Genomic DNA, 25,428 nt, shown 5'->3' with positions numbered 1-25,428 from the left:
TTGTTATTCCTATCCCCAAAACAAATACTTTTTTTACTCCCCCACAATTATTTTGCTTGATCCAAACATGCGATTGAATGAATCTTTTGGAGGGGCTTTTAAACGAAAAAGCCCCTAAATCATTTGATTTAAGGGCTTTTGAAGCGATTTTACTCTGCTTTTGTACTCAGAGCGGGAATCGAACCCGCACTCCGTTTACGGGAACAGGATTTTAAGTCCTGCGTGTCTACCAGTTCCACCATCTGAGCAGGTGATTAACCTTTAAAAATAAAACCCTTCTTTTTGATGGAAGGGCTTTGAGCGAAAGACGAGATTCGAACTCGCGACCCCGACCTTGGCAAGGTCGTGCTCTACCAACTGAGCTACTTTCGCATTGGTATTCTTCCTGCTTTAAGTAAGCTGTGTGCCTATCTCGTTTGCGGGAGTGCAAATATAGACAGAATTGGATGTTCTGCAAGGGAAAATTTCACTTTTTTTAAAATAGTTTATAAGTGGTTGACTTTCAAAACTTCTGCAACCAGGTCTGCCTCATACCCGCGCCCCATAGCGTACTGTTGTAGCTTATAACGGCGCTTAAGTTCATTTTTCTCGTTTATGGTACCCGCTTTTTTATCCAATAGCCTGGTTAACGCTGCAAAATAATCGTCGGCATCAATGGTTAACATGGCCTTTTTAATCAATACATCAGGCACGCGTTTCTGTTTAAGGCCTTGTTTTATTTTTATTCGGCCCCAGGCTTTCTGGCTAAACTTGCCTTTGGCGTAGGCTTTGGCAAAGCGCTCTTCGTTTAAAAAGTTGCCTTGTATCAGTTCGCTTATTACTTGTTCAATGGCATTGGGCCACAGGCCCCATTCGTAAAGCCTGTCGCGTACCTCTTGCTGTGATCGTTCCTGGTAGGCGCAGTAATTTTCGGCCTTGGTTAAGGCTATTTTAGGGTCTGTTATCTTGATTTTTTTAGGGCCATCCATTGGTAGTCAAAATTCGTCAAAAAATACGCTATAGTTAAATTAATATGCCCAAATTCGTACCATGCTTAACAACCAGTACCAGATAACCGAAGTTAAACAGATCATTAATGCAGGCGGCAACATTGTAAAAGAATATATCATTAGTGCCCTGTTTACCGATAGCCGCCGTTTAAATAACGCCGCCGAAGGTTTGTTTTTTGCCTTGAGCGGCAGGCGTAACGGACACGAGTTTGTTGCCGGCGCTTACGCCGCGGGCGTACGTAATTTTGTGGTGGAGCATGGCCCCGAATTTAACTTACCCGAAGCCAACTTTTTGATAGTAGCCGACCCTTTAGCCGCCCTACAAACTTTGGTTGCCTACCATCGCAGCCGGTTTAATTTGCAGGTAATAGGCATAACAGGCAGTAATGGTAAAACTATTGTAAAGGAGTGGCTTTACCAGTTGCTGAATGCTGATAAAAATATTGTGCGTAACCCTAAGAGCTATAACTCACAAATTGGAGTGCCGCTTTCGGTATGGCAGATAAGCAGCCGCAATGATCTGGGTATCTTTGAAGCCGGAATATCAACCATAAATGAAATGGAAAAGCTGGAGGCCATTATTAAGCCCCAGGTAGGTGTACTTACCCACATTGGCACCGCGCACGACGAGGGTTTTGCCAATAGGCGAGAGAAGGTTTTGGAGAAGCTCAAATTATTTAAAAACAGCCAAAAACTGATTTGCAATTACGACCAGCTGATAGATTACAAGGCCGATATACCGGCAAAAGAAACATTTACCTGGAGCCGCAAATTTAACCAGGCCGATTTATATGTTTTTAGCGGAACGGTGATCTCCAAAAACTATTACCTGCGCGCTTATTACCAAAAACAGGAAATCGAATGCCTGGTGCCCTTTACCGACGAAGCATCGATAGAAAATGCGATTATTTGCTGGGCAACCATGCTTGCCCTTGGGTACAGTGCGGTTGAGGCAGACAAACGTATTGAACGCCTGGTGCCGGTGAGCATGCGCCTTGAATTAAAAAACGGCATAAACAATTGCTCGGTGATTGATGACTCTTACAACTCCGATTTGCAATCTTTGGAAATTGCACTTAACTTTTTAGGCCAGCAAAACCAGCATCAGAAAAAAACATTGATACTGTCGGATATCTATCAGTCGGGGTTGCCGCAGGATGTACTTTATCAACAGGTTGCTGATCTGGTGGCCGGTAAACAGGTAGATAAATTCATTGGTGTTGGCGAGGCTTTGGTAAGCCATCAAGGATACTTTAGCGTAGCTGAGCACCATTTTTTTAATGATACCGCCGCTATGCTGCAGCACCTGAAGCAGCTTGATTTTAAAGATGAAACTATCCTGATTAAAGGCTCGCGTAGTTTTGAATTTGAACGGATAAGCCGTGCGCTGGCCCAAAAAGCCCATGAAACCATTTTAGAGATTAACCTGAATACCTTATTGAGTAATCTTGATTTCTATAAATCTAAACTGAAACCTGGCGTAAAGGTGATGGCGATGGTGAAGGCCTTTAGCTATGGCAGCGGCACTTTTGAGGTAGCCAATATGTTGCAATACAACAAGGTTGATTGCCTGGCGGTTGCTTATATTGACGAGGGTGCTGCATTGCGGCAGGCCGGAATTAATTTGCCCATCATGGTACTGAACCCCGAAGCATCGGCATTTGATAAGCTGACGGAATACAAGTTGGAGCCGGTAATTTATAGTTTCGGTTTGCTGGATGATTTTGTGAGTTATGCTAAAGGGCGCAACATATCAAACTATCCTGTAAATATCAAAATAGACACCGGGATGCATAGGCTGGGCTTTGAGAATCATGAAATAGATACCCTATGCGATATGCTGGAAGTCAACAGGTACATGCGTGTACAATCTGTTTTTTCGCACCTGGCAGCAAGCGAGGCTGTTAAACACGACGAGTTTACCAAAACACAAATAAAACGTTTTGAAAAGGCATTTAAAGAGATTGAACGCTCGCTTGGTTATACCGTTATTAAGCATTTGTGTAATACGGCTGGCATCATCCGTTGGCCTTCGGCGCAGTATGATATGGTACGGTTGGGCATTGGCTTATATGGTATTGATTCGGCGGTGCCTGCATCAAACAGGGCGTTGCAGCCTATAGCCAGTTTAAAAACAAGCATTGCACAGGTAAAAAAAATAAAAGCGGGAGATACAATCAGCTACAGCCGCAGTGGTAAGCTGGCTAAAGACGGCAAAATTGCTACTGTGCGTATTGGTTATGCCGACGGCTATTTGCGGGCATTTGGCAACGGCGTAGGTAAAATGCTGGTAAAAGGGACCCTGGTGCCAACCGTAGGTAACATCACCATGGATATGTGTATGCTGGATGTAAGCGGCCTTGATGTAAACGAGGGAGATGAGGTAGTTATATTTGACGAACAGCACCAGCGTATTGAGGAGTTGGCCACACAGATAGGCACCATTCCGTACGAGATATTAACTAATGTTTCGCAGCGGGTAAAAAGGGTATATTTTTACGAGTAGGCTTTTAAAATATTTTTAACACTTTTTTGTCAAAAGCGGACAAAAATAATAATTTGCCCACCTGTGCAGTGTGAACTTTGTCGCCATATCTGCCTGAACGTTAACCTTGACGGATCAGCATATGCACCGAAAAGATAATCGTGTTAAGACAATTTATAAAAAGAGTTTAAACAATAATCACAACTATACCACTTCAGTGGTAAAAAGCCTAAAAATTTTTTTACAAAGGGAGGTCTGTGGCCCCGCCTAACCATTTGTGATTTACATTTTTTGCAAGTAATATGTGACATAAGCGTTGATTTAGAATGCTGAATCTACATATTGAATTTATAACCATATTATAAAATTGAAAACTGCACTTATAGTGTAAAATAAAGTGTGAAATAGTTGTGAAAAATGTAAACTATAAAAATGTAACCAGTAGTCTTGCCAGCGTTTGCCGCTCCCCCTTTATTTTATTTTTTTGCCAATTTAAAAGGGTGTATTTTTACGGGGAGAAATTTTAGGGGCTTATGAACAATTTTGTGCGGGTTTTAATCAGGTATTTTGCCAAAGGCCTGTTAGTAGTTGTACCTATAGGCGCGGCAATTTTTTTGATGTACTGGAGCGTATCAACAATTGATAAGGCGTTGAATTTGAGTGATCTGCTGGTCGATAAAACAGGGAAGCATCTGTATATACCGGGCCTGGGGATACTGAACGTGATTGTAGTGATCATGATAGCGGGCATTTTGGTTACCAACGTAATTACCGATCCGATAAAACACTGGTTTAAGCGCTGGTTTAACCGTTTACCCATCTTCGCATTCCTGTATTCATCTATAAAAGACCTTACCGAGGCCTTCGTAGGCGAAGAGAAAAAATTTAACGAGCCTGTTTTGGTAGAAATAAATGAGTTCGGGCTGAAAAAAATTGGCTTTCTTGTTCAAAAGGACCTCGCTGTTTTAGGGCTGCCCGGCGAAGTTGCCGTGTATTTCCCTTACTCTTACTCATTTGCCGGGCAGGTTATCATTATTGATGCCAGCAAAGTAAAACCCATTGATAAAAGCGCAGCCGACATTATGAAGTTTGTAATCTCGGGAGGTGTAAGCGGTTTAGATCATCATTAAACTGTTTTCACTGCTTTCTTCGAGGCTGGTACTTTTTTAAAACTTTTTACGGCCAATAACACACTCGTCAGCATTAATAAGGCGCCCAGTATGTATGGGGCTCCCGGAAAATATGCTGTGGTATCTTTATGGGTAAATAAGTGAAAAACCGAACTCATCAACAGTGGCCCTATAATAACAGCCACACTGGTAAGGCTGGTTAATGAGCCCTGTAACTCTCCCTGTTCTTTTGCCGATACTGTACCGGTAATTAATCCCTGTAGTGCAGGCCCCGAAATGCCTCCAAGGCAGTAGGGTACCATGTAAACATAAACCATCCAGCCATGGCTGGCAAAGGCAATAAGCACCAACCCAAGTGCGTAAAATAGCAACCCGGCTACAATGTTTTTTTCCTGTCCAAACTTGGGGATAGTATACCTGATAAGCCCGCCCTGTATAGCCACCAGTACTACGCCAATAAACACACCCAGGTAACCTATGCTGATCTGGCTCCATTGAAATTTTTCAATTAAAAAGAAGGCTAAAACGTATTCTACTGCTTTTTGGGCTACATAAACCAGCGCGAATGCACCAACCAGGCCGCCAAGTGCAGGATAACGGTTAAGGCTGCGCAATGAACTTATGGGGTTCGATTTTTTCCATTCAAATTTACGGCGGTTTTCGGGCGCTAATGATTCGGGGAGAACAAAATAGCCGTATGCTGCATTAACCAGCGCAAAGGCGGCGGCAGCCATAAATGGCAACCTAACGCTAATCTCGCCCAGGAAACTACCCATAGCCAGCCCTACAATGAACCCTACACCTGATGCCGCGCCTACCAATCCAAAATTTGCTGCGCGGTTTTTGCCGGTGCTCACATCGGCAATGTAGGCCGTTGCCGTACTGGTACTTGCACCGGTGATGCCGGCTATTACCCGGCCAACAAAAAGCCAGGCTATAGTAGGGGCGAAGGCCATAAAAATATAATCTATTCCAAAGCCGAGCAATGAACTCAGCAGGACAGGCCGCCGGCCGTACCTATCGCTCAGGTTACCTACAACTGATGAGAAAAGGAATTGCATCGATGCATAGGTAAAGGTTAAATAACCGCTGTATTGGGCGGCGGTACTTACATCAACATTGCCCAGGTTTTCGAGCAGTTTGGGCATTACGGGGATAGTAACCGCTAAACCAAGCACATCAATAAACAGCGTAACAAATATAAAGCCCAGCGCTGCCGAATGCTTCTTTTTAGGTTTTTTAGTCATTAATTTGATAAAGGTTTATACGCCTTAAAAGTTTTGAAGATATTAATTTTGGCCAATATATAACCTATCATATTATTTTATCTATAATTTAATCTTTAATTCGTGCTCGCGTTTTAAGGTAATTAATGCCTCGGCGTTTCCTTTTGCATCGTCAACCGGGTGATGGGTGTGTGCCGTTTTGCGCAGGTGTTTAAAGTTTTTAAACATATCTTTTACCATACCTTTATACAAGCTGCCCAGATTTTGTGAACTGAAACCAAATGGATTTTTGCCCGTAAAGTGATGGAAGTACCAACAGATGAACATCCAATCAAACCCGTTATTGTCGCTGATAAAAATGGGCTGATCTTTACAAACAGTTTTTATCCAGGTTGCAAAATTGGCCATAACAGTAGCCGGGTCATCAAAGGATAAAACCTCTTCGCGCGTATGGCCCGAAACAGCCAGTGCTTCGGGAATATAATTTTCAGATATCGGTTTTAATTGTCCGTAAAAAGTTTTGTCGAGGCCATCCTGTACAAGTACGGCGCCGAACGAGATCATAGAAAAGTCGCCCGGAATTGGGCCGTCACTTTCTATATCTACCATAATATAAGCCATTGCTTTTAATTATTAATGTTATTGTTTGCCTTTTAAGGCGTGTTAACCTTGAATATAGCAAAAATAATGGGTATATACAATATACGATATAAAATTTCGGGCTGTAAGCTGATTATCGCTACTTTACATTTGCTTCTTTTTAAAACTCCTCATAGCCAGCAATGCAGCCAGCAACATCAATATAGCACCCAATATAAACGGAGCTCCTGGTAAATACAGGTGGTTTTTAAAATTGGTAAAATAGTAAAACAAGGTGGTCATTATCCATGGGCCAAATATCGAGCTTAGGCTCATGAGGCTGGTGAGGCCGCCCTGCAATTCGCCCTGTTCATTAGGAGGTACCTGGTTGCTCATCAAACCTTGTAGCGCCGGGCCGGCAATACCGCCAAGTGCGTAAGGTATCATAAAGACAAACATCATCCAGGTATGGGTGGCAAAAGCAAACAATATCAACCCGGTGCTATACAATAAAAGCCCCATCCATATACTGCGTTCCAGACCCAGTTTGGGCAAAGTTACCCTGATCAATCCACCCTGAACCATAGCTATCATTAAACCAATAAAACCTAACGAATAACCCACTATATCTTCGCTCCAGTTAAATTTCAGGATAGTATAAAATGTCCACACGCTTTGTACAGATTGTGCCGCAAAATATACCAGGAACAATGAGGCGGCTAAACCTATTACCGATGGATATTTTTTAAGCTGTAATAACGAGCCTAAAGGATTGGCGCGTTTCCAATTAAATGGACGGCGATGTTCTAACGAAAGCGACTCGGGCAGGATAAAGAAGCCATAAGCCGCGTTTAATAAGGCTAAACCAGCCGCCGCAAAAAACGGATAGTGAACATTCCATTTTCCTAAAATACCACCCAGCACGGGGCCAATTATAAACCCGATGCCAAAAGCTACACCTATCATTCCAAAATTTTGCGCGCGTTTTTCGGGAGTGCTCACATCTGCTATATAGGCAGATGCTGTTGTAAAACTCGCCCCCGTTATACCCGCAATAGTACGGCCAACAAACAGCCAGCCAATTGATGGTGCAAATGCAAGGAAAAGATAATCGACACCAAACCCTAACAGGGATGATAATAAGACTGGTCTGCGGCCATATTTATCGCTCAGGTTGCCAATCATGGGCGAAAACAGGAACTGCATTATTGAATAAGCCAGCAGCATGAGCCCGGAATATAACGAGGCCTGGCTAACGGTACCATGTATTAATTTCTCTATCAGTTTAGGCATTACGGGTATAATGATACCAAAGCCGATAACATCTATCAGCATAGTAACAAAAATAAAGCCCAGCGCGGCCTGTGGTTTAAGTTTGGCAGTTTGATCCATAGCCGCAAAATAATGATAAAATATTATTGCTTGATATTAACTTTAAAAATCATCCGAATGTCTAAAATTCCGCCTTCACCTCTTTTTATTTCTAAAACAAAAAAAAATAGACAAATTGCGGCTTAATATCCAACACAGGGAACCTAAAGCCCGATAGCCCAAAAGATCGGCCTGAACAATTAACGATTGAAATGACAACAACAATTAAAAACAGGATAACATCCATTGATTTTCTTCGCGGCACCATCATGATCATTATGGCGCTTGATCATGTGCGCGATTACCTGTATTCGGGTTCGTTTTTATTTGACCCGCTCGATTTAGATAAAACAACGGGCATATTGTTTTTTACCCGTTGGATAACCCATTTTTGCGCGCCCATATTTATGTTGCTGGCTGGCACCTCGGCATTTTTAATGAGCCGCAAGAAAACAAAAAATGAGCTATCGGTTTTCCTGGTAAAACGTGGCCTGTGGCTGGTTTTCCTGGAGTTGGTAGTAGTCAACTTCGGCTGGAACTTTAATATAGCTTTCCCGATGTTGCTGTTTATAACCATATGGGCTTTGGGGATAAGTATGATTGTACTTGCGGCGTTAATCCATTTGCCTAAAACCGCTATTCTTGTTCTTAGTCTTGTAATTATATTCGGCCATAATTTATTGGATGGCGTGCATGTGGCCGGCAATAACTTAGCTGGTTTTGGCTGGGCCTTTCTTCATGATCAGCGTCCGTTTTTTTGGGGACATGAAATCCTTTTAGTAGGTTATCCTATAATTCCGCTGGTGGCAATTATGCCATTAGGCTATTGCCTGGGGCAACTGTTTACCCCTGAGTACGGCGTGGAAAAACGCAGGACGACTTTATTTGTCATTGGCGCTGCTTCACTGGTATTATTTGTGATAATCAGGTATCTTAACGTATACGGTGATCCTGTTAAATGGACAGTGCAAAAGGATGCGTTTTTTACCTTCCTGTCGTTTATCAAAGTAAATAAATACCCGCCTTCGTTGCTGTATGTTTTATTAACCGTGGGTTCGGCTTTGCTATTCCTGGCCTTTACAGAAAAACTGCAGAACACAGTGGTAAGGGTAGTATCGGTATATGGCAGGGTACCTATGTTTTACTATATTATCCATATTTATATTATCCATTTAATCGCCCTTGTTGCGTCCGCCGTTACACCTGGCCAAAACTGGAAAATCTGGATACTTGATCAACCCATTTGGTTTACTACATCGCTTAAAGGCTACGGGTTTTCGCTGGCGGTGGCTTACCTGGTTTGGATAGTTATTGTTGTAGGCCTGTATCCGTTGTGTAAACGTTATGATGCATACAAACAGGCGCATAAAGAAAAATGGTGGCTGAGTTATTTATAGTGAATACCATAAGCTCAATTTGGTGCTATAATGAATGTTATTTATAGTTAATAAATATTAATCACTTTCTTTTGGTAAATAATAGTATTATTTTAGGGTAAAATAATTACCTATGAAATATCACAAATTGATACTGTTTGTGCCTGCCGTGCTGGCCATGCAATATACTTACGCACAAAGTAAGCTCACCCTATCCGATAACTATCCATCGGCTGCTGAAAAGCTAAAACTTACCTATAGCCCCGCAGGGACGGTGCTTGATGGTAAAAAGGATATCAGCGCATCTGTTTATTTTATTGATGGTAGGGACAACCCCGTAGCAGATGTTGACCTGAAAGCCAACGGCGAGTTACTTACCGGCGATTTTACAGTGCCTGCCGGTGCAAAGGCCTTTTTTATTAAGGTTGGTAGTGGCGAGGATATAGATAACAACATGGATAAAGGGTACCTGTATCCTGTTTACAAAGATAAAAAGCCTGTAACCGGCGCTTACGAATCGGAAGCTTTCATATTAACCAGCGGCCTTGGCATCAGGTATGGTAAAATAAAAGCCGATAACAATAGAGGTATTGAATTATTTAAAAAAGAAGACGACGTAAACCCCAAAACCGAAAAGCTGTTCGGTGTACAATATTACTCGGCATTGGCCAAAAAAACCGATGCTGAAACTCAGGCCTTGCTTGCGGCCAAAGTAAAATCACTTGAAAAAAGCGATAAGGAAAAAGATATGGTGCTGGCAGCCTACATCTTAAACTGGACCAGGCATCCCGAGTCTGCCGATTCATTAGGTAAGGTTATTAAAGCAAAATTCCCGCAGGGCGAATCGGTTTATAACGAAGCTGTGATGGCTATTTACCAGCAAAATGACCTGAATAAAAAGGATTCGCTGTACAAGGCCTTTGAGCAAAATTTCCCTTCAAAGTTAAAAGAGAAAAATGGCATGCTTGATTATGCCCGCGCTGCAATTGCTACCGGCTTTATGCAAAAAGGCGATATGGACAAATTTAACGCGTACGCAGGCAAAGTTCAAAACAAAACCAATCTGGCGGGCGGCTATAATAATGCAGCCTATGAATGGGCTAAAACAGGCGAAAAACTTGATGTAGCGGAAAAAATGTCGAAACAATCTTTAGACATTATGGCCGACCAGATGAAAAACCCTCAGCCTGGTTTGTACACATCGCCTAAAGCAGCTGCTAATAACGCTAAAGTATCATACAATAACTACGCGGATACATACGCATTCATCCTGCTAAAAGAAAAAAAGTATGATGAAGCGTTAAAATATGAAAAGGAAGTATACGCCACCAATACATATAACGATCCGGAAATTAATGAGCACTATGTGTTGATATTAAACGCGCTGGGTAAATACACCGAATCGAAAGTGGTAATAGAAAGCGCCTTAAAAGATGGCAAGGGTAGCGAAATTTTAAAAGCCGAACTGAAAAAGGCTTATGTTGGCCTGAAAGGCAGCGAAAGAGGTTATGATGAGTACCTTACTTCGCTTATAAACTTTGCCAAAAACAAAAAGCGCGGGGAATTAACCAAGCAAATGATTAACCAGCCCGCATTGCCCTTTGCTTTGAAAGATTTTGAAGGCAACACCGTATCGCTGGCCAGCCTGAAGGGTAAAGTGGTTGTTGTTGATTTTTGGGCAACCTGGTGTGGCCCCTGCAAAGCATCGTTCCCTGGTATGCAAACTGCTGTAAATAATTTTAAGGACGATGCAGATGTTAAATTCCTGTTTATTGATACCTGGGAAAAAGGCAGCGACTATACCGATGGTGTAAAGAAATTTATTGCCGATAAAAAATACAGCTTTTATGTATTGCTGGACGAAAAAGGTGCCGATGGCCGCCAATCAAAGGTGGTAACGCAATTTGGGGTTGATGGTATCCCTACCAAGTTTATTATCGACAAAAATGGTAATATCCGCTTTAAAGTTGTAGGATTTGATGGCTCGACTGATGGATTGGTTGATGAAGTTACCGCCATGATTGATATGGCTAAGGAGCCTGCGGTAGCGGCGACACCGGCAGCGCCTGCTAAAGTGGGTATGAGATAGTAGGTATGAATGTTTTGTTCCTACCTATAACATGTTCAATTTTTCCTGTTATCCTGAGTGGTAAAATTTCGCGAAAGTTTGCAGGGAAAATGACATACTAAAGAGCGTTGTCATGCTGAGCCTGTCGAAGCATAGCGGGCAAAGGCCTCTCCGCGCGACCCTTCGACAGGCTCAGGGTGACAGGCCTACGCACCTCGAAAGTAAAACATGTCATGGGTACGTACATACAATCTATTCTACACTATGCATTGCCGTTCTGTAAAGTTTGCTAATAGCCCTGCGTGACAGTTTTTTAGTGTCTGTTATGCCATCGTCAAAGTGCCCGAAATAACCATGGTTAATGAAGCTAATTAAATAAAAATGCCGCCCTGAACCAAGGCGGCATTTTTCACGAATAAAATATCTTTAAAAATTCGGCTTCAACACATATTTATTATAAAAACGGGTAATATGGTCAACAGCTTCTTCGGCGGTATCAACTACGCGGTAAAGCATAAGGTCATCAGGGTTAATGTTATGCTGATCGGCCAGCATTTTTTCTTCTATCCAGTTAAATAAACCTTTCCAGTAATCAATACCCACAAAAATAATAGGGAAGCGTGCAATTTTACCTGTTTGAATTAATGTCATGGCCTCGAAGGACTCGTCCATTGTGCCAAAACCACCAGGCAGAATGATAAAGCCTTGCGAGTATTTCATGAACATTACTTTGCGGATAAAAAAGTAATCAAACTCCATGATCTTATCCCTGTCGATATATTTATTGTGGAACTGCTCAAATGGCAGTTCGATATTTAAACCTACCGATTTGCCGCCTGCTTCGTACGCGCCTTTGTTGGCTGCCTCCATGATACCTGGTCCGCCGCCCGATATTACGCCATAACCATGCTCGGTAAGCAGGCGGGCAGCTTCTTCGGCCAATTGGTAATACTTGTTATCGTTATGGGTACGTGCCGATCCGAAGATGGATACGCATGGGCCAATTTTGGCCAGTTTTTCAAAGCCGTCAACAAATTCGGCCATTATTTTAAATATCTGCCAGGAGTCTGTAACCTTTATTTCTTGCCAGTTTTTGTTTTCAAATGCTTGTCTTATTTTATCGTCGCCAGTCATATCCTTTTTTTAGTAGTCCGGAAGTGTTTTTTTAGTCCGAAAGTCGGAAAGTCCGAAAGTCCGGAAGTATTATTTAGTACATCGAATTTATTATTATGTTTTGTTGTTGCTTTTACCCGGTTACAACTTTCGGACTTCCGGACTTTCCGTCTTTCGGACTTTCTTTCGGACTTGAGCTCAGCAACAAGCCGACAAAGGTAATTAATCCGTTAACAATGATGAGTTCATTGCTAAAAACATATCCGCCCAAAAGCGATTTTGATTCGGTATTTAAAAAGTAGCATATAGCAGGCGATGCCACACAAATAAAGGGCACCAGCTTATCCCTTACCTGCCTGTTACTTATAAACAAACCAAAGGAGTAAAGCCCCAGTAATGGCCCGTATGTGTAAGATGCAACAGTAAATATGGCGCTTACCACCGCATCGTTGTTAATTGCGTTAAATATCACAATGGTTAAAAACATCAATCCAGAAAACGCAATATGCACGGTATGGCGTGTGCCTACCTTTTTTTTGCTGTTAAGATCGGTGCTTTTATTAAAGCCTAAAAAATCTACGCAAAAAGAGGTAGTAAGCGCGGTAAGCGCCGAATCTGTGGTAGCAAAAGTTGCCGCTGTAAGCCCCAGCATGAAAACCATGGCCGGTACAATGCCCAAATATTGCAGGGCTATGGTAGGGTACAGGTAGTCGGTTTTATCCACATGAATACCATATTTGCCGGCATACAGCCATAATAAGGCCCCTACACTTAAAAAGAAAATATTGATGACCACGAATACCCCCGTAAAACTGAACATGTTTTTTTGGGCTTCCTTGATGTTTTTAAGGCTCAGGTTTTTTTGCATCAGGTCCTGGTCAAGCCCCACCATACCAATGGTAATAAATATACCACCGAAAAATGCTTTGGTAAAATGGAATTTACTGCTCAGGAAATCATTAAAGAAGAATATTTTGGCGTAACTGCTGTTTTTAATGGCATCGGCAGCCTCAAAAATATTCATATGCAGGCTGCTGCAAATAAAGTATATCGACAGAAATACCGATAACACGAGGAAGAAAGTCTGTAAGCTATCGGTAATAATAATGGTTTTTAATCCCCCTTTAAACGTGTACGACCAGATAAGGACTAAACAAATGAGCACTGTAACTGCAAAAGGAATATGGTAACTATCAAAAATAAATTTCTGTAATACAATAACCACCAGGTACAGCCGGAAGGACGAGCCAATAACCCTGCTAATGAGGAATATCCCGGCAGCGGTTTTATAGCTCCAGGTGCCCAAAGCCCCCTCAATATAACTGTATATTGATGTGAGTTTTAACCGGTAATAAAGCGGTAACAATACGGTTGCGATAATGAGAAAGCCGGCAGCATTACCCAATACAAATTGAAAGTATGAAAACTGATCGCCGGAGGGCGCGCCAACCTTGCCCGGTACCGAAATAAAGGTAACCCCGCTAAGGGCGGTGCCAATCATCCCGAAGGCTACCAAATACCATTTAGAGTTGCGGTTGGCCACAAAAAAAGTATCATTATCTGATGCTTTGCGGGATGTAAGCCATGAAATAACCAGCAACACTAAAAAATAACCGATAATAAATGATAACAGTACTCCTGGCGACATAGATGTTTTATTAGTCCGGAAGTCGGAAAGTCCGAAAGCCCGGAAGTGTTTTTTATAAAACTGATGATAATTTGCAAAATACGCAAACTTAAAAACATCGAACAGGCGTTTGCAGTGTTATTATTTTTACTCTGTTAATTCTTAAATTCTGAAAATCCTGATTCAGACTTATTCCTTAACTTCGCACAATGAATTTTTCGTCCAAATTACTGGAAAATGCTGTAGCCGAGTTTGCCAGGTTACCGGGGGTGGGTCAAAAAACCGCTCTCAGGCTGGTGCTGCATTTGCTAAACCAGGATAAACAGGATGTAGAACGATTTAGCACCACTGTGAGCAAGCTGCGTAACGAGATTATGTTTTGCTCGGTTTGCCACAACATATCCGACCATGCCGTGTGCGAAATTTGCTCGTCGCACAAACGGGATCGTAGCCTTATTTGCGTGGTTGAGGATACCCGCGATGTAATGGCTATTGAAAATACCAACCAGTACAATGGCGTATATCACGTGTTAGGTGGCTTAATATCGCCAATGGATGGGGTAGGGCCCTCAGATTTGCAGGTAGATACTTTGGTTGAGCGATTAAAGGAAAACGAAGCCAAAGAGATTATTTTTGCCCTTAGCGCCACCATGGAGGGCGATACCACTTTATTTTATTTAAACAAACGTATAAAATCTTTCCACATTACCATATCAACCATAGCCCGTGGCATAGCCTTTGGAGGTGAATTGGAGTACGTAGATGAGATCACCCTGGGGCGGTCTATAGCTACACGTGTTCCGTATGAAAATTCATTGTCAAAGTAAGGTATGAAACTATCTGTCATTTTTGTAAACTACAATACTTGTAATATGCTCCGGATTGCAATTGATTCGGTTGTTAGGGCCGCTGCAGGCATCAATTACGAGGTTTTTGTGGTGGATAACGCCTCGACAGACAGATCTGTAGAGATGCTAAACAATGAGTTTCCTGAAGTTAAGTTAATTGCCAACACCAGCAACCAGGGGTTAGCAAAAGCATATAACCAGGGTATTAAGGAAACTACCGGAGAGTATATTTTAGTAGTCAGTGCGGATACAATTACAGGCAAAAAGACTTTTGAAAAGGCATTGGAATTTATGGACATGCATTTGGACGCCGGGGGCATGGGAGTACGGATGATAACCCCGGACGGCCGTTTCCTTGCCGAATCAAAGCATGGTTTTACGAAACCATGGGGAATACTTTTTAAGCTGACAGGCCTGGCCAAATATTTTTCCAAATCGCGCCTTACCGATGTACAGCGTAAAGATTGGGTGGAGGAGTTTCAAACTTCAGAAACAGATGTAGTGAATGGCGCTTTTATGCTGATGCGTAAAGAAGCTATCGATAAAACAGGACTGTTTGACGAGCGTTTTCATACCTATGGATATGATATCGACCTGAGTTACCGTATCAGGCTTGCCGGGTTCAAAAATTATTACTTTCCAAAAACGTATATTATCAACTTCAACAGCCGTAATAATGTAAAATTTAGCTGGGATTATCTTAAGGAATTTTATGGTGCGATGATTATCTTCGCCGCCAAATATTTATTTAAGGTGCCCGAAATTAAAGTGGAGGGTTTGCCGCAGCTATTCCCTTCAACTTATGAAGTTAAATGATAAAGTTATAGTAATAACCGGGGCGTCATCCGGCATCGGAAAATCGTTAGCTATCGAATGTGCCAAACGTGGCGCAACTGTGGTTTTGGCAGCCCGCCAGTATGTAACCCTTTGCGTAATAACACAGGATATTGAAAGGCGCTACCAAACCAAAGCCCTGGCTGTACAATGCGATGTAACTATCGAGGACGATTGCGCCCAGTTAATTAAACAAGCCCTCATCACCTTTGGTAAAATTGATGTGCTGATAAACAATGCGGGCATCACTATGCGGGCACTGTTTAAAGATGTTGATTTAAAGGTTTTGAAATCCTTAATGGATGTAAACTTTTGGGGCACGGTATATTGTACCAAATACGCGTTGCCCGAAATTACCAAAAACAAAGGCAGCATAGTAGGTGTATCATCTATAGCGGGTTATAAGGGTTTGCCCGGCCGCGCGGGATATTCTGCCTCGAAATTTGCCATGAACGGTTTTTTGGATGCTTTACGGGTTGAAAACCTGAAAACCGGTGTCCATGTATTAACCGCTTGTCCTGGCTTTACCGCGTCAAACATCCGCAATACTGCGCTTAATAAAGAAGGAGTAGAACAGCGCGAAAGCACCCTGGAAGAAGATAAAATGATGACAGCCGACCAAGTAGCCAGGGTAATTGTAAATGGCATTGAAAACCGCTCGCGCACCCTGGTTTTAACCCTGCAGGGCAAACTTACAGTATTGCTTAGTAAGCTACTGCCAGCCTTTTTAGATAAGATGGTTTATGATGTTTTTGCCAGGGAAAAGAACCCGCTTTTGAAGTAGTGAGTAGTGAGTGGTGAATAGCCAAAGCTGATCAAATTACCCACTCACCGCTCACTATTCACCAATTCATAAGTACTTATCTTACTCATATCCAAAATAGCCTGTCCGTCTTCATCACGATGAAATACAGGTACAAATTTGGCGCCCCAAACTACGTCCGAATAAATGTAGGATGTTCGGGAATGTACAGTTTGTGAAAAAGTATCATCAAAGGTTTTAAGGATGACGGATAAACTGGCCTGTTTGGCTTCCAATTCCTCCTGGGTCATGTCTTTTAACGGGCTGTTTTCATCAAGGGGGTGCACCACCGTCCAGTTTACTGTCAAAATACTCACAAACTTTCGTTCCAGTTCCAACTGAAAAAACTTGCGGATCACCTTGCCGTTCACTTCTTCGTTATAGCCAAATACAACCTCTATCTCGAGGTCTATCAATATATTACGCCTTAAATTGGCCAGTCTGAACATTAGCCCCCAACCCTTATCGCGATAAGGAGCAACCAACACCTTATCACTATACAATATTTTAGCCGATGGCCTGGAGAAGCGCCCGTATAATAAGCCTGTAGCTAAGGCAAAAGCTAATAAGCCCATCATCGATTCTAAAGCGGCCACACTGTTTGCGGCCATTCCCTTCGGACTGATATGGCCATAACCAACAGTCGAAATGGTTTGCGCCGAAAAAAAGAAGGCATCCATAAACCTGTCAAACCCGGTATTGCCACTCCGGCCGTCAAGCACATCGGTACCTAATGAAACATATATGCATGCAAATATGATGTTGGCTGTAAAGTACCCGCTAAAAACAATGAGCCAAAACTTTCGCCAACTCATGGTAATAAGCGAGTGGTAATTGTTTGCAGTAGAAAAACGCGGCAGGCCGGTACGCTTTACGTTAATAGATCCATCTTTATTGATAACAGGCTGGCTTTTTACTACAGGCTGGGTGCCGAAACCAAGGTCATCCTCGGGGTTTATTTTTTCTTGATGTATAGCCATTTTTTTAATTAGTGAATTATTGATTTAGTGAATTATTGATTTGGAACGCAGGTTAATATGTTGATAATCCATTAAATCAATTATTAAGCAGCTGAGTGCTTATTGCAAAGTTTCATTAAATTTTCCTAATTCACTAATTCACTAATTCACTAATTCACTAATTCATTAATTAAATTTATCTGTTTGTTTTTATAAAAACTATTTCCATATTTGTGGCATAAATGAAAACGAACGCATTAAACAATAACTGGTGGTGGCTTAACGAGATATCGTAAGGCAATTCCGTGTTTGTTTAAAAAAATATATTCAAAGGAAGGGTTGCCATACGGTAACCCTTTTTTTATGCCAGGCCTCCCGGCCCCCTGAAGGGGGAGGGAAAAGAAAAATGGCTTGGCAAACTTGAAATTTAACAATTAAAAAGTACCCCCTTTAGGGGGCCAGGGGGCATGAAACAGATACTTAATCATCTATTCGAACACAAAACCTTTAGCCGGGAGCAATCAAAAGGGATTTTGATAAACATAGCTCAGGGTAAGTACAACAACTCGCAAATGGCCGCGTTTATGACGGCCTATTGCATGCGCAGCATTACCGTTGATGAGCTGGAAGGCTTTCGCGATGCCATGCTGGAACTTTGCCTGCCTATTGATTTGCAAACCGGCGAACTGATAGATTTGTGCGGAACAGGCGGCGATGGTAAGGACACCTTTAATATATCCACCCTTGCGTCCTTTGTGGTAGCGGGAGCGGGGTATAAGGTAGCCAAACACGGTAACTACGGTGTATCATCGGGTTGTGGCTCGTCAAACGTGATGGAGTATTTGGGGTACCAGTTTACTAATGATGCTGATAAACTGAAACGCGGAATTGACAAAGCCAACATCTGCTTTTTGCACGCACCGCTATTTCACCCGGCCATGAAAACGGTGGCGCCCATCCGCAGGGAGTTGGGGGTGAAAACGTTTTTTAACATGCTTGGTCCGCTGGTAAATCCGGCGAAGCCTGAAAATCAACTGGTTGGTGTTTTTAACCTGGAGCTGGCAAGAGTATATGCATACCTTTATCAAAAATCGGCCACTAAATATACCATAGTGAATGCCTTGGAGGGTTATGATGAGGTTTCACTTACCTGCGATTTTAAAACCTTCTCTGCTGAGGGAGAAAAGATTAATAGCGTTGAGGCCCTGGGCTTCGAAAAGCTTGATCCATCGGAAATTGCCGGCGGTGATACTGTAAGTGCCTCTGCATCAATATTTAGCAGCGTACTTAATGGTGATGGTACCAATGCGCAAAACAACGTAGTGCTATCAAACGCTGCCCTGGCTATCAGGACTATCAACCCCGAAAAGACTTTTGCCGATTGTTTTTACGAGGCAGAAGAAGCCCTGCTGAGCAAAAAAGCACTGAACAGTTTTAACCTGCTATTGCAAAACTAAACATGAAAATAAAAGTTTGCGGTTTAAAAGATCCCGAAAATATTGAAGCGGTAGCCGCATTAAAACCCGACTACCTGGGCTTTATTTGCTACGGGCTTTCGCCCCGATATATCGGTCAATTATCTGCAGAAAGTTTCAAAAAAATACAAAAAAACATCAAAAAAACAGCAGTTTTTGTGAATGAAAGTGCAGAAATAATCGATTCTTTGATAGATGCGTACGGTTTTGATGTAATACAACTTCACGGCGACGAATCGCCGGAATTTAGTCACAGTTTTCGGGACAGGGTTACCGTGTTTAAAGCTTTTGGGTTGGACGGAAATTTCGATTTCGGCCAGCTCGATAATTACATAAACAAAGTAGACTATTTCCTGTTCGATACAAAAACTGCCGCCTACGGGGGTTCGGGTAAAACTTTTGACTGGGAGATGCTGGATAATTATAAACTTAATGTCCCCTTCTTTTTATCGGGTGGTATAAGCCTGGATAACCTGGAAGAAATTAAAAAGATTAACCACCCGCAATTTTACGGGGTAGATTTAAATAGCCGTTTTGAAACGGCGCCCGGTGTTAAAGATACCGGTAAACTAAAACAAGCATTTGATATCATCAACAAGCAAACTATTACAGATGAAATACGGAGTTAACGAGCAAGGTTATTATGGCGATTTTGGCGGCGCCTACATCCCCGAAATGCTTTATCCAAATGTTGAGGAGTTAAGGCTTCAATATCTCAACATTATTAATGATCCAGGTTTTAAAGCCGAATTTGACGACCTGCTGAAAAACTATGTGGGCAGGCCTTCGCCGCTATATCACGCTAAAAGATATTCGGAAAAGTATGGGGCCAACATATTTTTTAAACGCGAGGACCTGAACCACACCGGATCGCACAAGATCAACAATGCTATCGGGCAAATTCTGCTGGCTAAGCGCTTAGGGAAAAAACGTATTATTGCCGAAACCGGCGCCGGGCAGCATGGTGTTGCCACAGCTACTGTTTGTGCCCTGATGGGTATTGAATGCGTGGTTTACATGGGCGCAGTTGATATGGAACGCCAGGCTCCCAATGTATCGCGTATGAAGATGCTGGGCGCTACGGTAAGGCCAGCTACATCGGGCAGTAAAACCCTGAAGGATGCCACCAACGAGGCCCTGCGTGATTGGATAGGCAACCCAGTTGATACGCACTACATCATCGGCTCTGTTGTTGGGCCGTATCCTTTTCCGGATATGGTTGCCCGCTTTCAATCCGTGATATCCGAAGAAACTAAAAAACAGTTATTGGAGCAATCAGGCAACGAGTTACCTCAATACGTAATGGCTTGTGTAGGTGGCGGTAGTAATGCCATGGGCATGTTTTATCATTTTTTGGATGATGAAGATGTGAAACTGGTTGCCGTTGAAGCGGCCGGTAAAGGTGTTAACAGCGGCCACTCTGCCGCTACCACATTTTTGGGTCAGGAGGGTGTACTTCATGGCAGCCGTACTATACTCATGCAAACAGATGATGGGCAGGTGGTTGAACCGTACTCTATATCGGCCGGGCTCGATTACCCGGGTATTGGTCCGCAACATGCGCATTTGTACAAAATAAACCGCGCCCAGTACACCAGCATTACCGATGATGAGGCCTTACAGGCAGGATTATTATGCTCGCAAATGGAAGGCATTATCCCGGCCATTGAAACAGCCCACGCACTGGCACAACTGGAGAAAATGACATTCAAAGCCGATGATAACGTTGTTATCTGTATATCCGGCCGGGGAGATAAGGATTTGGATACTTATATTAAATATTTTAACTTTTAGTTGTTCATGGTTCATAGATCATAGTTCATTGCCAGGAATTTTATTTCTGAAGCGGCCATGAACCATGAACCATGAACTATAAGCAATAACGAACCATTGACCATGAACAGTTCAAACCGCCTAAACAAGCTTTTCGCTACCAAAAAAGATAATTTGTTATCTATATACTTTACTGCGGGTTATCCCGCCTTAAACACCACCGTTGATATTGCCGAAGCTTTGGAAAAAGCCGGCGCCGATTTCCTGGAAATTGGTTTCCCATATTCAGATCCCGTGGCCGATGGCCCGACAATTCAGCACAGCTCTGAACAGGCTTTAGAAAACGGGATGACCCTTAACCAACTGTTTGAAGAATTGGGCGAACTACGCAAGCGCGTTACTATCCCCATTTTATTGATGGGCTATTTTAACCCTATAGTACAATACGGTATCGAACGTTTTTGCAAAAAAGCAGTTGAATTGGGCGTTGATGGCGTAATAGTGCCCGATTTGCCCATGTATGAGTATGAAGCTAAATACGCCAATTATTTTACAGATAACAACCTGAGCAATATTTTCCTGGTTACTCCGCAAACATCCGAAGACCGCATTCGTAAAATTGACGAACTGAGCAACAGCTTTATATACCTGCTTTCATCATCTTCCATCACTGGCGGCAGCCTGCAGCTAACCAACAGCATTGAAGATTATTACAAGCGCATTAAAGCCATGGAACTTAAAAACCCAACTATCATTGGTTTCGGTATATCGGACAACAATACTTTTAAACAAGCATGTGCCTACGCAAACGGCGCTATTGTAGGCAGTAAGTTTGTAAAGTTGCTGGCTGAGGAGGATTATATGGGGAAGATACCAGGGTTTATTAAGGGGATAAGGCCGTAAGAAATAGCACACTTTTCAGTCGTCATTGCGAGGTACGAAGCAATCCCGAACTATCTGGGACTTAGCATGTCGGGGATTTTTTCCTGTCTTATAATGATGGGTTTGTAAATGGCTTATTTTCAACGATGTGCTTTTGGTAATTTATGTCATTGCGAGGAACGAAGCAATCGCGAACTCTGTATGGCGGACCTGAACAGTTCGCGATCGCCACGCTATCGCTTATAATGACATCATTGTAAATTATTGATTATCAATATTGTTTTTTTGTAGAGACGCATAATTGCGTCTCCCGCATGCAAATCACACATGCAAATCGGCTTTGCAATCGCACCTTGCAAATCCTGAATGTCCTGCGGGAGACGCAATTATGCGTCTCTACAAAAGCCCCATTTGCAGCAATGTCATTTCTGTTTTTTCCAGCCAAGCTGGTGATTACTCGCAATGACATGGTTGTTGTAAACATCTAAAGCCATTACCATTTTTTTTTCAGGCTTACCCGATGGTTCCTCACAATGACGTAAAATATCAATACAACTGGTAACCCCAGAGCACCTACAAATACATCTCCAGATCTCCTTTACCCTCACGAATTACCTCAAACTCGCCGTTGGTACAGTCAACAACAGTCGAGGCTACGTTATCGCCGTAGCCGCCATCAATCACTATATCAACCAGGTCTTCATATTTTTCGTGGATCAGTTCCGGGTCGGTTGAGTATTCGATGATATCGTCGTCGTCGCGGATAGAGGTAGATAGGATGGGGTTACCTAATACACGTACAATTTCTCGGGCAATATCGTTGTCAGGAACACGGATACCAACCGTCTTTTTGTTGCTGCTTAATAGCTTGGGCACCTTATGGCTGGCGTTAAATATAAAGGTAAACGGGCCGGGCAGCGCTTTTTTAAGCACACGGAACGTGGCGTTATCTATCGGTTTGATATAATCAGATATGTGGCTTAAATCATAACAGATGAAGGAAAAATTAGCCTTTTCGGGTTTAATGTTCCTGATTTTGCAGATGGCTTCGATAGCCTTGTGGTTGGTGATATCGCAACCAAGCCCGTAAATGGTATCTGTGGGATAAATGATTAATCCGCCTTTGCGCAGTACTTCAACAACCTGCTCTATCGCTTTAGGGTTCGGGTTTTCGGGATATATTTTAATGAGCATATTTAATAGACAAATATACGCTGAAGTAGTTTAAAAAATGTATGGTTATATAAACAACCACTGTAAATGTGTTACCGTCCGAAGTCATATAAATCGAACAGTGTGATTTAATTGCAAGTGTGTGTACCGGTACGGGATGAAACACCCTGAAACAACCTGACACGGGGTGGTACGGGGTGAAACACCCTGGTACGGGGTGGTACACTACCAATGGTTAATGTTTTTAACCCGGGGTAAATTTCGGATTTAGCCCAAGTATTGCGTAGTTAGTGACGCAAAGGGCGACTTATGATCAAAAAGGATTGTTTGTTAAAACCATAAATCTGCCACCCTGCAGGCAGCCACTCAAGGCGCTAATGGGGATTTGCGGGTACTCAAATTCTACCATCAATGCAAGTTCCCCGCTTGTGGCTTCAATACCTTAACAAGTTTACCCACCAATTGGGTATCTACAACAGATTTTTCAATAATATCAGCAAAACCCATCTTTAAATAGTTTTCCGCATCTGCCGGTACGCCATTTATAGCAATTATAGGTAACTTATTAATGGAGGTGGTTGATTTTTGCAAGGCCGTCAACAATTCGGCTACATCTGTTTCTTGGGCAGGCACGGCTGTAAGCACAACGTTTACATCATTTTTGGCAATTATCTCTAATGCTTGTTTTGCGTTACCTGCCTGTAAAAAATTAACATTCCAACGGGCCAGTATCATTTTTAACGACATCAAATCAAGCTCATTGTCGTCAACTGCCAAAATGGTAATGCCATTCAATAACAATGCAGGGTCAAGCGTGTCGGGTTTAACAACAGCCTCGTTATTGCTTTTTTGATACGGAATGGTAAAACTAAACGTAGTGCCTGCCCCGGGTTTGCTATCTACGGTAATATGCCCGTCCTGCAGCTTTACCAGTTGTTTGCAAATAAATAGTCCCAGCCCGGTACCTGCCTTTCCGTTTGATGAACTGGTTTGATAGTATTTTGAAAACAAATTGGACTGCTGCTCCGGACTAATACCATCCCCGGTGTCCCTGACATCAACAATCAGCTTATTTTCCGGGCCAACCAATTCGGCTATTACCCTGATGCCGCCTTCTTTGGTAAATTTAATAGCGTTGCTTAGCAGGTTAACCATAATCTGTTTCAGCCTAAGGCTATCGCCCAGTAAAATAGCGTCTTTGTCGCCTTTAAAATGGTAATCTAATGTTAACCCCTTTTTAGTTGCGCCAAACTCCATGCTTTCAACAACTGTTTTTAGTGCATCATCAGGATTAAAAGGTTCCGTGCTAATTTTAAACTCGCTGTTTTCCATTTTTGCTGCATCCAGGGTGTCGTTCAGGGTGCGCAGCAGCATATCCGAAGAGTGCTTGATAGAATCGAGCATGTCAGCTTGTTTTTTAGCCAGGTTGGTTTTACCAAAAATGTAAAGGAAGCCCCTGATGGCGGTAAGCGGGTTACGTACCTCGTGGCTCATATGCAAAAGCAGGTCCATCTTTTGTTGAGCAATGGTAACCGATTGTTCAATTTCTTTGTGTAGCAGCAGTTCGGCCCGGTTAAGCTGAATGATAAATAGAATGAGTAGCGTAGCAAACACAAGCACCAGGAATAAAGCTATAAGCGAGAAGGTATTCAACAATCCCGTGGTTTCCTGGTAGTTTTTAAACAATATATCCCTGAACTCGCTGGTCGCGTTGTAATTTAATTCTTTTATGTCATTAATAATGCGCTCCAGCTCATTGCTGATATGCGAATTCAGGACAATCAGTTCGCGCTGCATCGTTATCAGCTTTAGGTTTTGTTGCTGCAATTGCCTCAGGCTGTTGGCGTAAGCTTTCTGATCCTTAGTTAATAGCTTTTGTGTAGATGCATTAACCTCCTTTAAATTGTTGCGATGGTTAATCTCTATTGCAGATATCGTCTTGTCGTCCTTATTGTTAATGGCATCTTTAATTCGTTTAAAAAGACTCCTTTTGGCTGAAGGCGTTATTTTTTTAACAGTATCTGTTTGGATTTTAAATGATTTATTGGCGTTGCCGGAAAGTTCCTGCGCATACTTGACGGCTTCGATGTTAAATGCAGCATAAACAGTAAGCAATGAATCAAAATTGTGCTTGAGCCCAAAGAGCTGGTTAGATAGGGCTAACTTTTTTTGGTACCACGACTTTATTTTTTTGCTTTGTACGATGTTAAGGCTGCTTGTATCGGCATGTGCTTTAAGCAAAGTATCCAGTTCGTTAAATGCCGAGGTTAGCTTTGTTTTATAATCGTCGCTATTTTTACTGTTAGTATTGAGTAAAGACGCCTGGAAATCGTCTTCGGCCTGGTGCAGTAATAACAAAATATGCTCGGGATGATGATTCCCCTGGCCCATATTATTGGCCAGTTTAGAAATATTCGCTAACTTTTTAGTAATCGACGTGCGGACAATAAGCGCTGTAACTGAAAAAATGATGGCGAAGGCAAGGAACGCAAAAAGAATTTTTCGGGCTAAAGTTTTGGTATACGTTGTTGGCATAAAATTGCGTTTGGCACAACTACACAAAGTATAGTTAGGGCGGCAAAATTATCAAAAATTAAGCGCATTTAATTGGTAATGTTGGCAATAGCCAGGAAGCATTTAATGACGTGTTTATTTTTCAACTGTGAGCGGGCCTGTCACGCTGAGCCTGTCGAAAGGTCGTGCGGAAAAGGCCTTCGC

Annotated in this window: 20 protein-coding genes and 2 tRNA genes; 11 read left to right on the top strand and 11 right to left on the bottom strand. The window is 42.4% G+C overall.

Translation table 11 applies throughout. The annotated features are described in order from the left end of the window. Window positions 1-163 precede the first annotated feature (163 nt). The 3 genes from ACFGVS_RS06590 to ACFGVS_RS06580 form a co-directional block, all read right to left on the bottom strand. Window positions 164-248, bottom strand: a tRNA-Leu gene (locus ACFGVS_RS06590). A 51-nt stretch (window positions 249-299) separates the two neighbouring features. Further along, window positions 300-372 (bottom strand) — tRNA-Gly (locus ACFGVS_RS06585). A gap of 113 nt (window positions 373-485) precedes the next feature. Further along, window positions 486-968, bottom strand: a complete 483-nt coding sequence (locus ACFGVS_RS06580; protein WP_439697964.1) for a regulatory protein RecX — start codon at window positions 966-968, stop codon at window positions 486-488. 61 nt (window positions 969-1,029) lie between these two features. Between ACFGVS_RS06580 and ACFGVS_RS06575 the strand changes: the two genes are divergently transcribed. Together ACFGVS_RS06575 and ACFGVS_RS06570 are read left to right on the top strand one after the other, a co-directional pair. Continuing rightward, a complete protein-coding gene (locus ACFGVS_RS06575; protein WP_439697963.1) occupies window positions 1,030-3,495 on the top strand; it encodes a bifunctional UDP-N-acetylmuramoyl-tripeptide:D-alanyl-D-alanine ligase/alanine racemase in 2,466 nt (821 codons plus the stop codon). Between the two features lie 512 nt (window positions 3,496-4,007). After that, window positions 4,008-4,604 carry a DUF502 domain-containing protein gene (locus ACFGVS_RS06570; RefSeq protein WP_439697962.1) on the top strand — a complete coding sequence of 199 codons (597 nt, stop codon included), beginning with the start codon at window positions 4,008-4,010 and terminating at the stop codon, window positions 4,602-4,604. Here the strand turns inward: ACFGVS_RS06570 and ACFGVS_RS06565 are convergent. The 3 genes from ACFGVS_RS06565 to ACFGVS_RS06555 form a co-directional block, all read right to left on the bottom strand. Beyond that, window positions 4,601-5,851 carry a TCR/Tet family MFS transporter gene (locus ACFGVS_RS06565; RefSeq protein WP_439697961.1) on the bottom strand — a complete coding sequence of 417 codons (1,251 nt, stop codon included), beginning with the start codon at window positions 5,849-5,851 and terminating at the stop codon, window positions 4,601-4,603. The genes ACFGVS_RS06570 and ACFGVS_RS06565 overlap by 4 nt on opposite strands. An 81-nt stretch (window positions 5,852-5,932) precedes the next feature. Further along, window positions 5,933-6,451, bottom strand: a complete 519-nt coding sequence (locus tag ACFGVS_RS06560) for a 3'-5' exoribonuclease domain-containing protein (protein WP_439697960.1) — start codon at window positions 6,449-6,451, stop codon at window positions 5,933-5,935. A gap of 123 nt (window positions 6,452-6,574) precedes the next feature. Next, window positions 6,575-7,801 (bottom strand): TCR/Tet family MFS transporter, encoded by a 1,227-nt coding sequence (locus ACFGVS_RS06555; RefSeq protein ID WP_439697959.1) that lies wholly within the window; start codon window positions 7,799-7,801, stop codon window positions 6,575-6,577. Window positions 7,802-7,992: 191 nt separating this feature from the next. Between ACFGVS_RS06555 and ACFGVS_RS06550 the strand changes: the two genes are divergently transcribed. Together ACFGVS_RS06550 and ACFGVS_RS06545 are read left to right on the top strand one after the other, a co-directional pair. Next, window positions 7,993-9,177, top strand: coding sequence for a DUF1624 domain-containing protein (locus ACFGVS_RS06550; protein WP_439697958.1), 1,185 nt, complete (start codon window positions 7,993-7,995; stop codon window positions 9,175-9,177). A gap of 112 nt (window positions 9,178-9,289) precedes the next feature. Continuing rightward, complete coding sequence (locus ACFGVS_RS06545; protein ID WP_439697957.1) at window positions 9,290-11,245, top strand: redoxin domain-containing protein; 1,956 nt, start codon at window positions 9,290-9,292, stop codon at window positions 11,243-11,245. A gap of 405 nt (window positions 11,246-11,650) precedes the next feature. Here ACFGVS_RS06545 and ACFGVS_RS06540 read toward each other — a convergent pair whose 3' ends face one another. Together ACFGVS_RS06540 and ACFGVS_RS06535 are read right to left on the bottom strand one after the other, a co-directional pair. Next, window positions 11,651-12,358 carry a TIGR00730 family Rossman fold protein gene (locus ACFGVS_RS06540; protein ID WP_439697956.1) on the bottom strand — a complete coding sequence of 236 codons (708 nt, stop codon included), beginning with the start codon at window positions 12,356-12,358 and terminating at the stop codon, window positions 11,651-11,653. A gap of 112 nt (window positions 12,359-12,470) precedes the next feature. Further along, complete coding sequence (locus ACFGVS_RS06535; protein ID WP_439697955.1) at window positions 12,471-13,985, bottom strand: sodium:solute symporter; 1,515 nt, start codon at window positions 13,983-13,985, stop codon at window positions 12,471-12,473. Window positions 13,986-14,173: 188 nt separating this feature from the next. Between ACFGVS_RS06535 and recR the strand changes: the two genes are divergently transcribed. From recR to ACFGVS_RS06520, 3 genes are read left to right on the top strand one after another with little or no spacing between them, the layout of a single operon-like run. Beyond that, window positions 14,174-14,791, top strand: a complete 618-nt coding sequence (gene recR / locus ACFGVS_RS06530; protein WP_439697954.1) for a recombination mediator RecR — start codon at window positions 14,174-14,176, stop codon at window positions 14,789-14,791. Window positions 14,792-14,794: 3 nt separating this feature from the next. Beyond that, entirely contained in the window at window positions 14,795-15,628 is an 834-nt protein-coding gene (locus tag ACFGVS_RS06525; RefSeq protein WP_439697953.1) for a glycosyltransferase family 2 protein, read from the top strand. Beyond that, entirely contained in the window at window positions 15,615-16,430 is an 816-nt protein-coding gene (locus tag ACFGVS_RS06520) for an SDR family oxidoreductase (protein ID WP_439697952.1), read from the top strand. Before ACFGVS_RS06525 ends, ACFGVS_RS06520 begins: the two co-directional genes overlap by 14 nt. Window positions 16,431-16,474: 44 nt before the next feature. Here the strand turns inward: ACFGVS_RS06520 and ACFGVS_RS06515 are convergent, their stop codons facing one another. Beyond that, window positions 16,475-17,428: an ion channel gene (locus ACFGVS_RS06515; RefSeq protein ID WP_439697951.1), complete on the bottom strand. Its 954-nt coding sequence runs from the start codon at window positions 17,426-17,428 to the stop codon at window positions 16,475-16,477. 446 nt (window positions 17,429-17,874) lie between these two features. Between ACFGVS_RS06515 and trpD the strand changes: the two genes are divergently transcribed. From trpD to trpA, 4 genes are all read left to right on the top strand, one after another. Continuing rightward, window positions 17,875-18,864, top strand: coding sequence for an anthranilate phosphoribosyltransferase (gene trpD / locus ACFGVS_RS06510; protein WP_090649582.1), 990 nt, complete (start codon window positions 17,875-17,877; stop codon window positions 18,862-18,864). 2 nt (window positions 18,865-18,866) lie between these two features. After that, complete coding sequence (locus ACFGVS_RS06505) at window positions 18,867-19,511, top strand: phosphoribosylanthranilate isomerase (protein ID WP_439697950.1); 645 nt, start codon at window positions 18,867-18,869, stop codon at window positions 19,509-19,511. Further along, window positions 19,495-20,676, top strand: a complete 1,182-nt coding sequence (gene trpB / locus ACFGVS_RS06500; protein ID WP_439697949.1) for a tryptophan synthase subunit beta — start codon at window positions 19,495-19,497, stop codon at window positions 20,674-20,676. Before ACFGVS_RS06505 ends, trpB begins: the two co-directional genes overlap by 17 nt. Window positions 20,677-20,778: 102 nt before the next feature. Continuing rightward, complete coding sequence (trpA, locus tag ACFGVS_RS06495; RefSeq protein ID WP_439697948.1) at window positions 20,779-21,558, top strand: tryptophan synthase subunit alpha; 780 nt, start codon at window positions 20,779-20,781, stop codon at window positions 21,556-21,558. A 552-nt stretch (window positions 21,559-22,110) separates the two neighbouring features. Here trpA and ACFGVS_RS06490 read toward each other — a convergent pair. Together ACFGVS_RS06490 and ACFGVS_RS06485 are read right to left on the bottom strand one after the other, a co-directional pair. Next, window positions 22,111-22,731 carry an L-threonylcarbamoyladenylate synthase gene (locus tag ACFGVS_RS06490; protein WP_439697947.1) on the bottom strand — a complete coding sequence of 207 codons (621 nt, stop codon included), beginning with the start codon at window positions 22,729-22,731 and terminating at the stop codon, window positions 22,111-22,113. Between the two features lie 387 nt (window positions 22,732-23,118). Further along, window positions 23,119-25,245 (bottom strand): ATP-binding response regulator, encoded by a 2,127-nt coding sequence (locus tag ACFGVS_RS06485; RefSeq protein ID WP_439697946.1) that lies wholly within the window; start codon window positions 25,243-25,245, stop codon window positions 23,119-23,121. Window positions 25,246-25,428: the final 183 nt, after the last annotated feature.

Source organism: Mucilaginibacter sediminis (assembly GCF_051903035.1).
GTDB lineage: Bacteria > Bacteroidota > Bacteroidia > Sphingobacteriales > Sphingobacteriaceae > Mucilaginibacter.
Note: the sequence above shows the minus strand (reverse complement) of the source record. Positions and strands in the feature narration are given on the sequence as shown.

Coding starts and splice junctions, on each gene's coding strand:
- ACFGVS_RS06580 (WP_439697964.1), bottom strand. CDS start 968: ATGGATGGCCCTAAAAAAATCAAGATAACAGACCCTAAAATAGCCTTA.
- ACFGVS_RS06575 (WP_439697963.1), top strand. CDS start 1,030: ATGCTTAACAACCAGTACCAGATAACCGAAGTTAAACAGATCATTAAT.
- ACFGVS_RS06570 (WP_439697962.1), top strand. CDS start 4,008: ATGAACAATTTTGTGCGGGTTTTAATCAGGTATTTTGCCAAAGGCCTG.
- ACFGVS_RS06565 (WP_439697961.1), bottom strand. CDS start 5,851: ATGACTAAAAAACCTAAAAAGAAGCATTCGGCAGCGCTGGGCTTTATA.
- ACFGVS_RS06560 (WP_439697960.1), bottom strand. CDS start 6,451: ATGGCTTATATTATGGTAGATATAGAAAGTGACGGCCCAATTCCGGGC.
- ACFGVS_RS06555 (WP_439697959.1), bottom strand. CDS start 7,801: ATGGATCAAACTGCCAAACTTAAACCACAGGCCGCGCTGGGCTTTATT.
- ACFGVS_RS06550 (WP_439697958.1), top strand. CDS start 7,993: ATGACAACAACAATTAAAAACAGGATAACATCCATTGATTTTCTTCGC.
- ACFGVS_RS06545 (WP_439697957.1), top strand. CDS start 9,290: ATGAAATATCACAAATTGATACTGTTTGTGCCTGCCGTGCTGGCCATG.
- ACFGVS_RS06540 (WP_439697956.1), bottom strand. CDS start 12,358: ATGACTGGCGACGATAAAATAAGACAAGCATTTGAAAACAAAAACTGG.
- ACFGVS_RS06535 (WP_439697955.1), bottom strand. CDS start 13,985: ATGTCGCCAGGAGTACTGTTATCATTTATTATCGGTTATTTTTTAGTG.
- recR (WP_439697954.1), top strand. CDS start 14,174: ATGAATTTTTCGTCCAAATTACTGGAAAATGCTGTAGCCGAGTTTGCC.
- ACFGVS_RS06525 (WP_439697953.1), top strand. CDS start 14,795: ATGAAACTATCTGTCATTTTTGTAAACTACAATACTTGTAATATGCTC.
- ACFGVS_RS06520 (WP_439697952.1), top strand. CDS start 15,615: ATGAAGTTAAATGATAAAGTTATAGTAATAACCGGGGCGTCATCCGGC.
- ACFGVS_RS06515 (WP_439697951.1), bottom strand. CDS start 17,428: ATGGCTATACATCAAGAAAAAATAAACCCCGAGGATGACCTTGGTTTC.
- trpD (WP_090649582.1), top strand. CDS start 17,875: ATGAAACAGATACTTAATCATCTATTCGAACACAAAACCTTTAGCCGG.
- ACFGVS_RS06505 (WP_439697950.1), top strand. CDS start 18,867: ATGAAAATAAAAGTTTGCGGTTTAAAAGATCCCGAAAATATTGAAGCG.
- trpB (WP_439697949.1), top strand. CDS start 19,495: ATGAAATACGGAGTTAACGAGCAAGGTTATTATGGCGATTTTGGCGGC.
- trpA (WP_439697948.1), top strand. CDS start 20,779: ATGAACAGTTCAAACCGCCTAAACAAGCTTTTCGCTACCAAAAAAGAT.
- ACFGVS_RS06490 (WP_439697947.1), bottom strand. CDS start 22,731: ATGCTCATTAAAATATATCCCGAAAACCCGAACCCTAAAGCGATAGAG.
- ACFGVS_RS06485 (WP_439697946.1), bottom strand. CDS start 25,245: ATGCCAACAACGTATACCAAAACTTTAGCCCGAAAAATTCTTTTTGCG.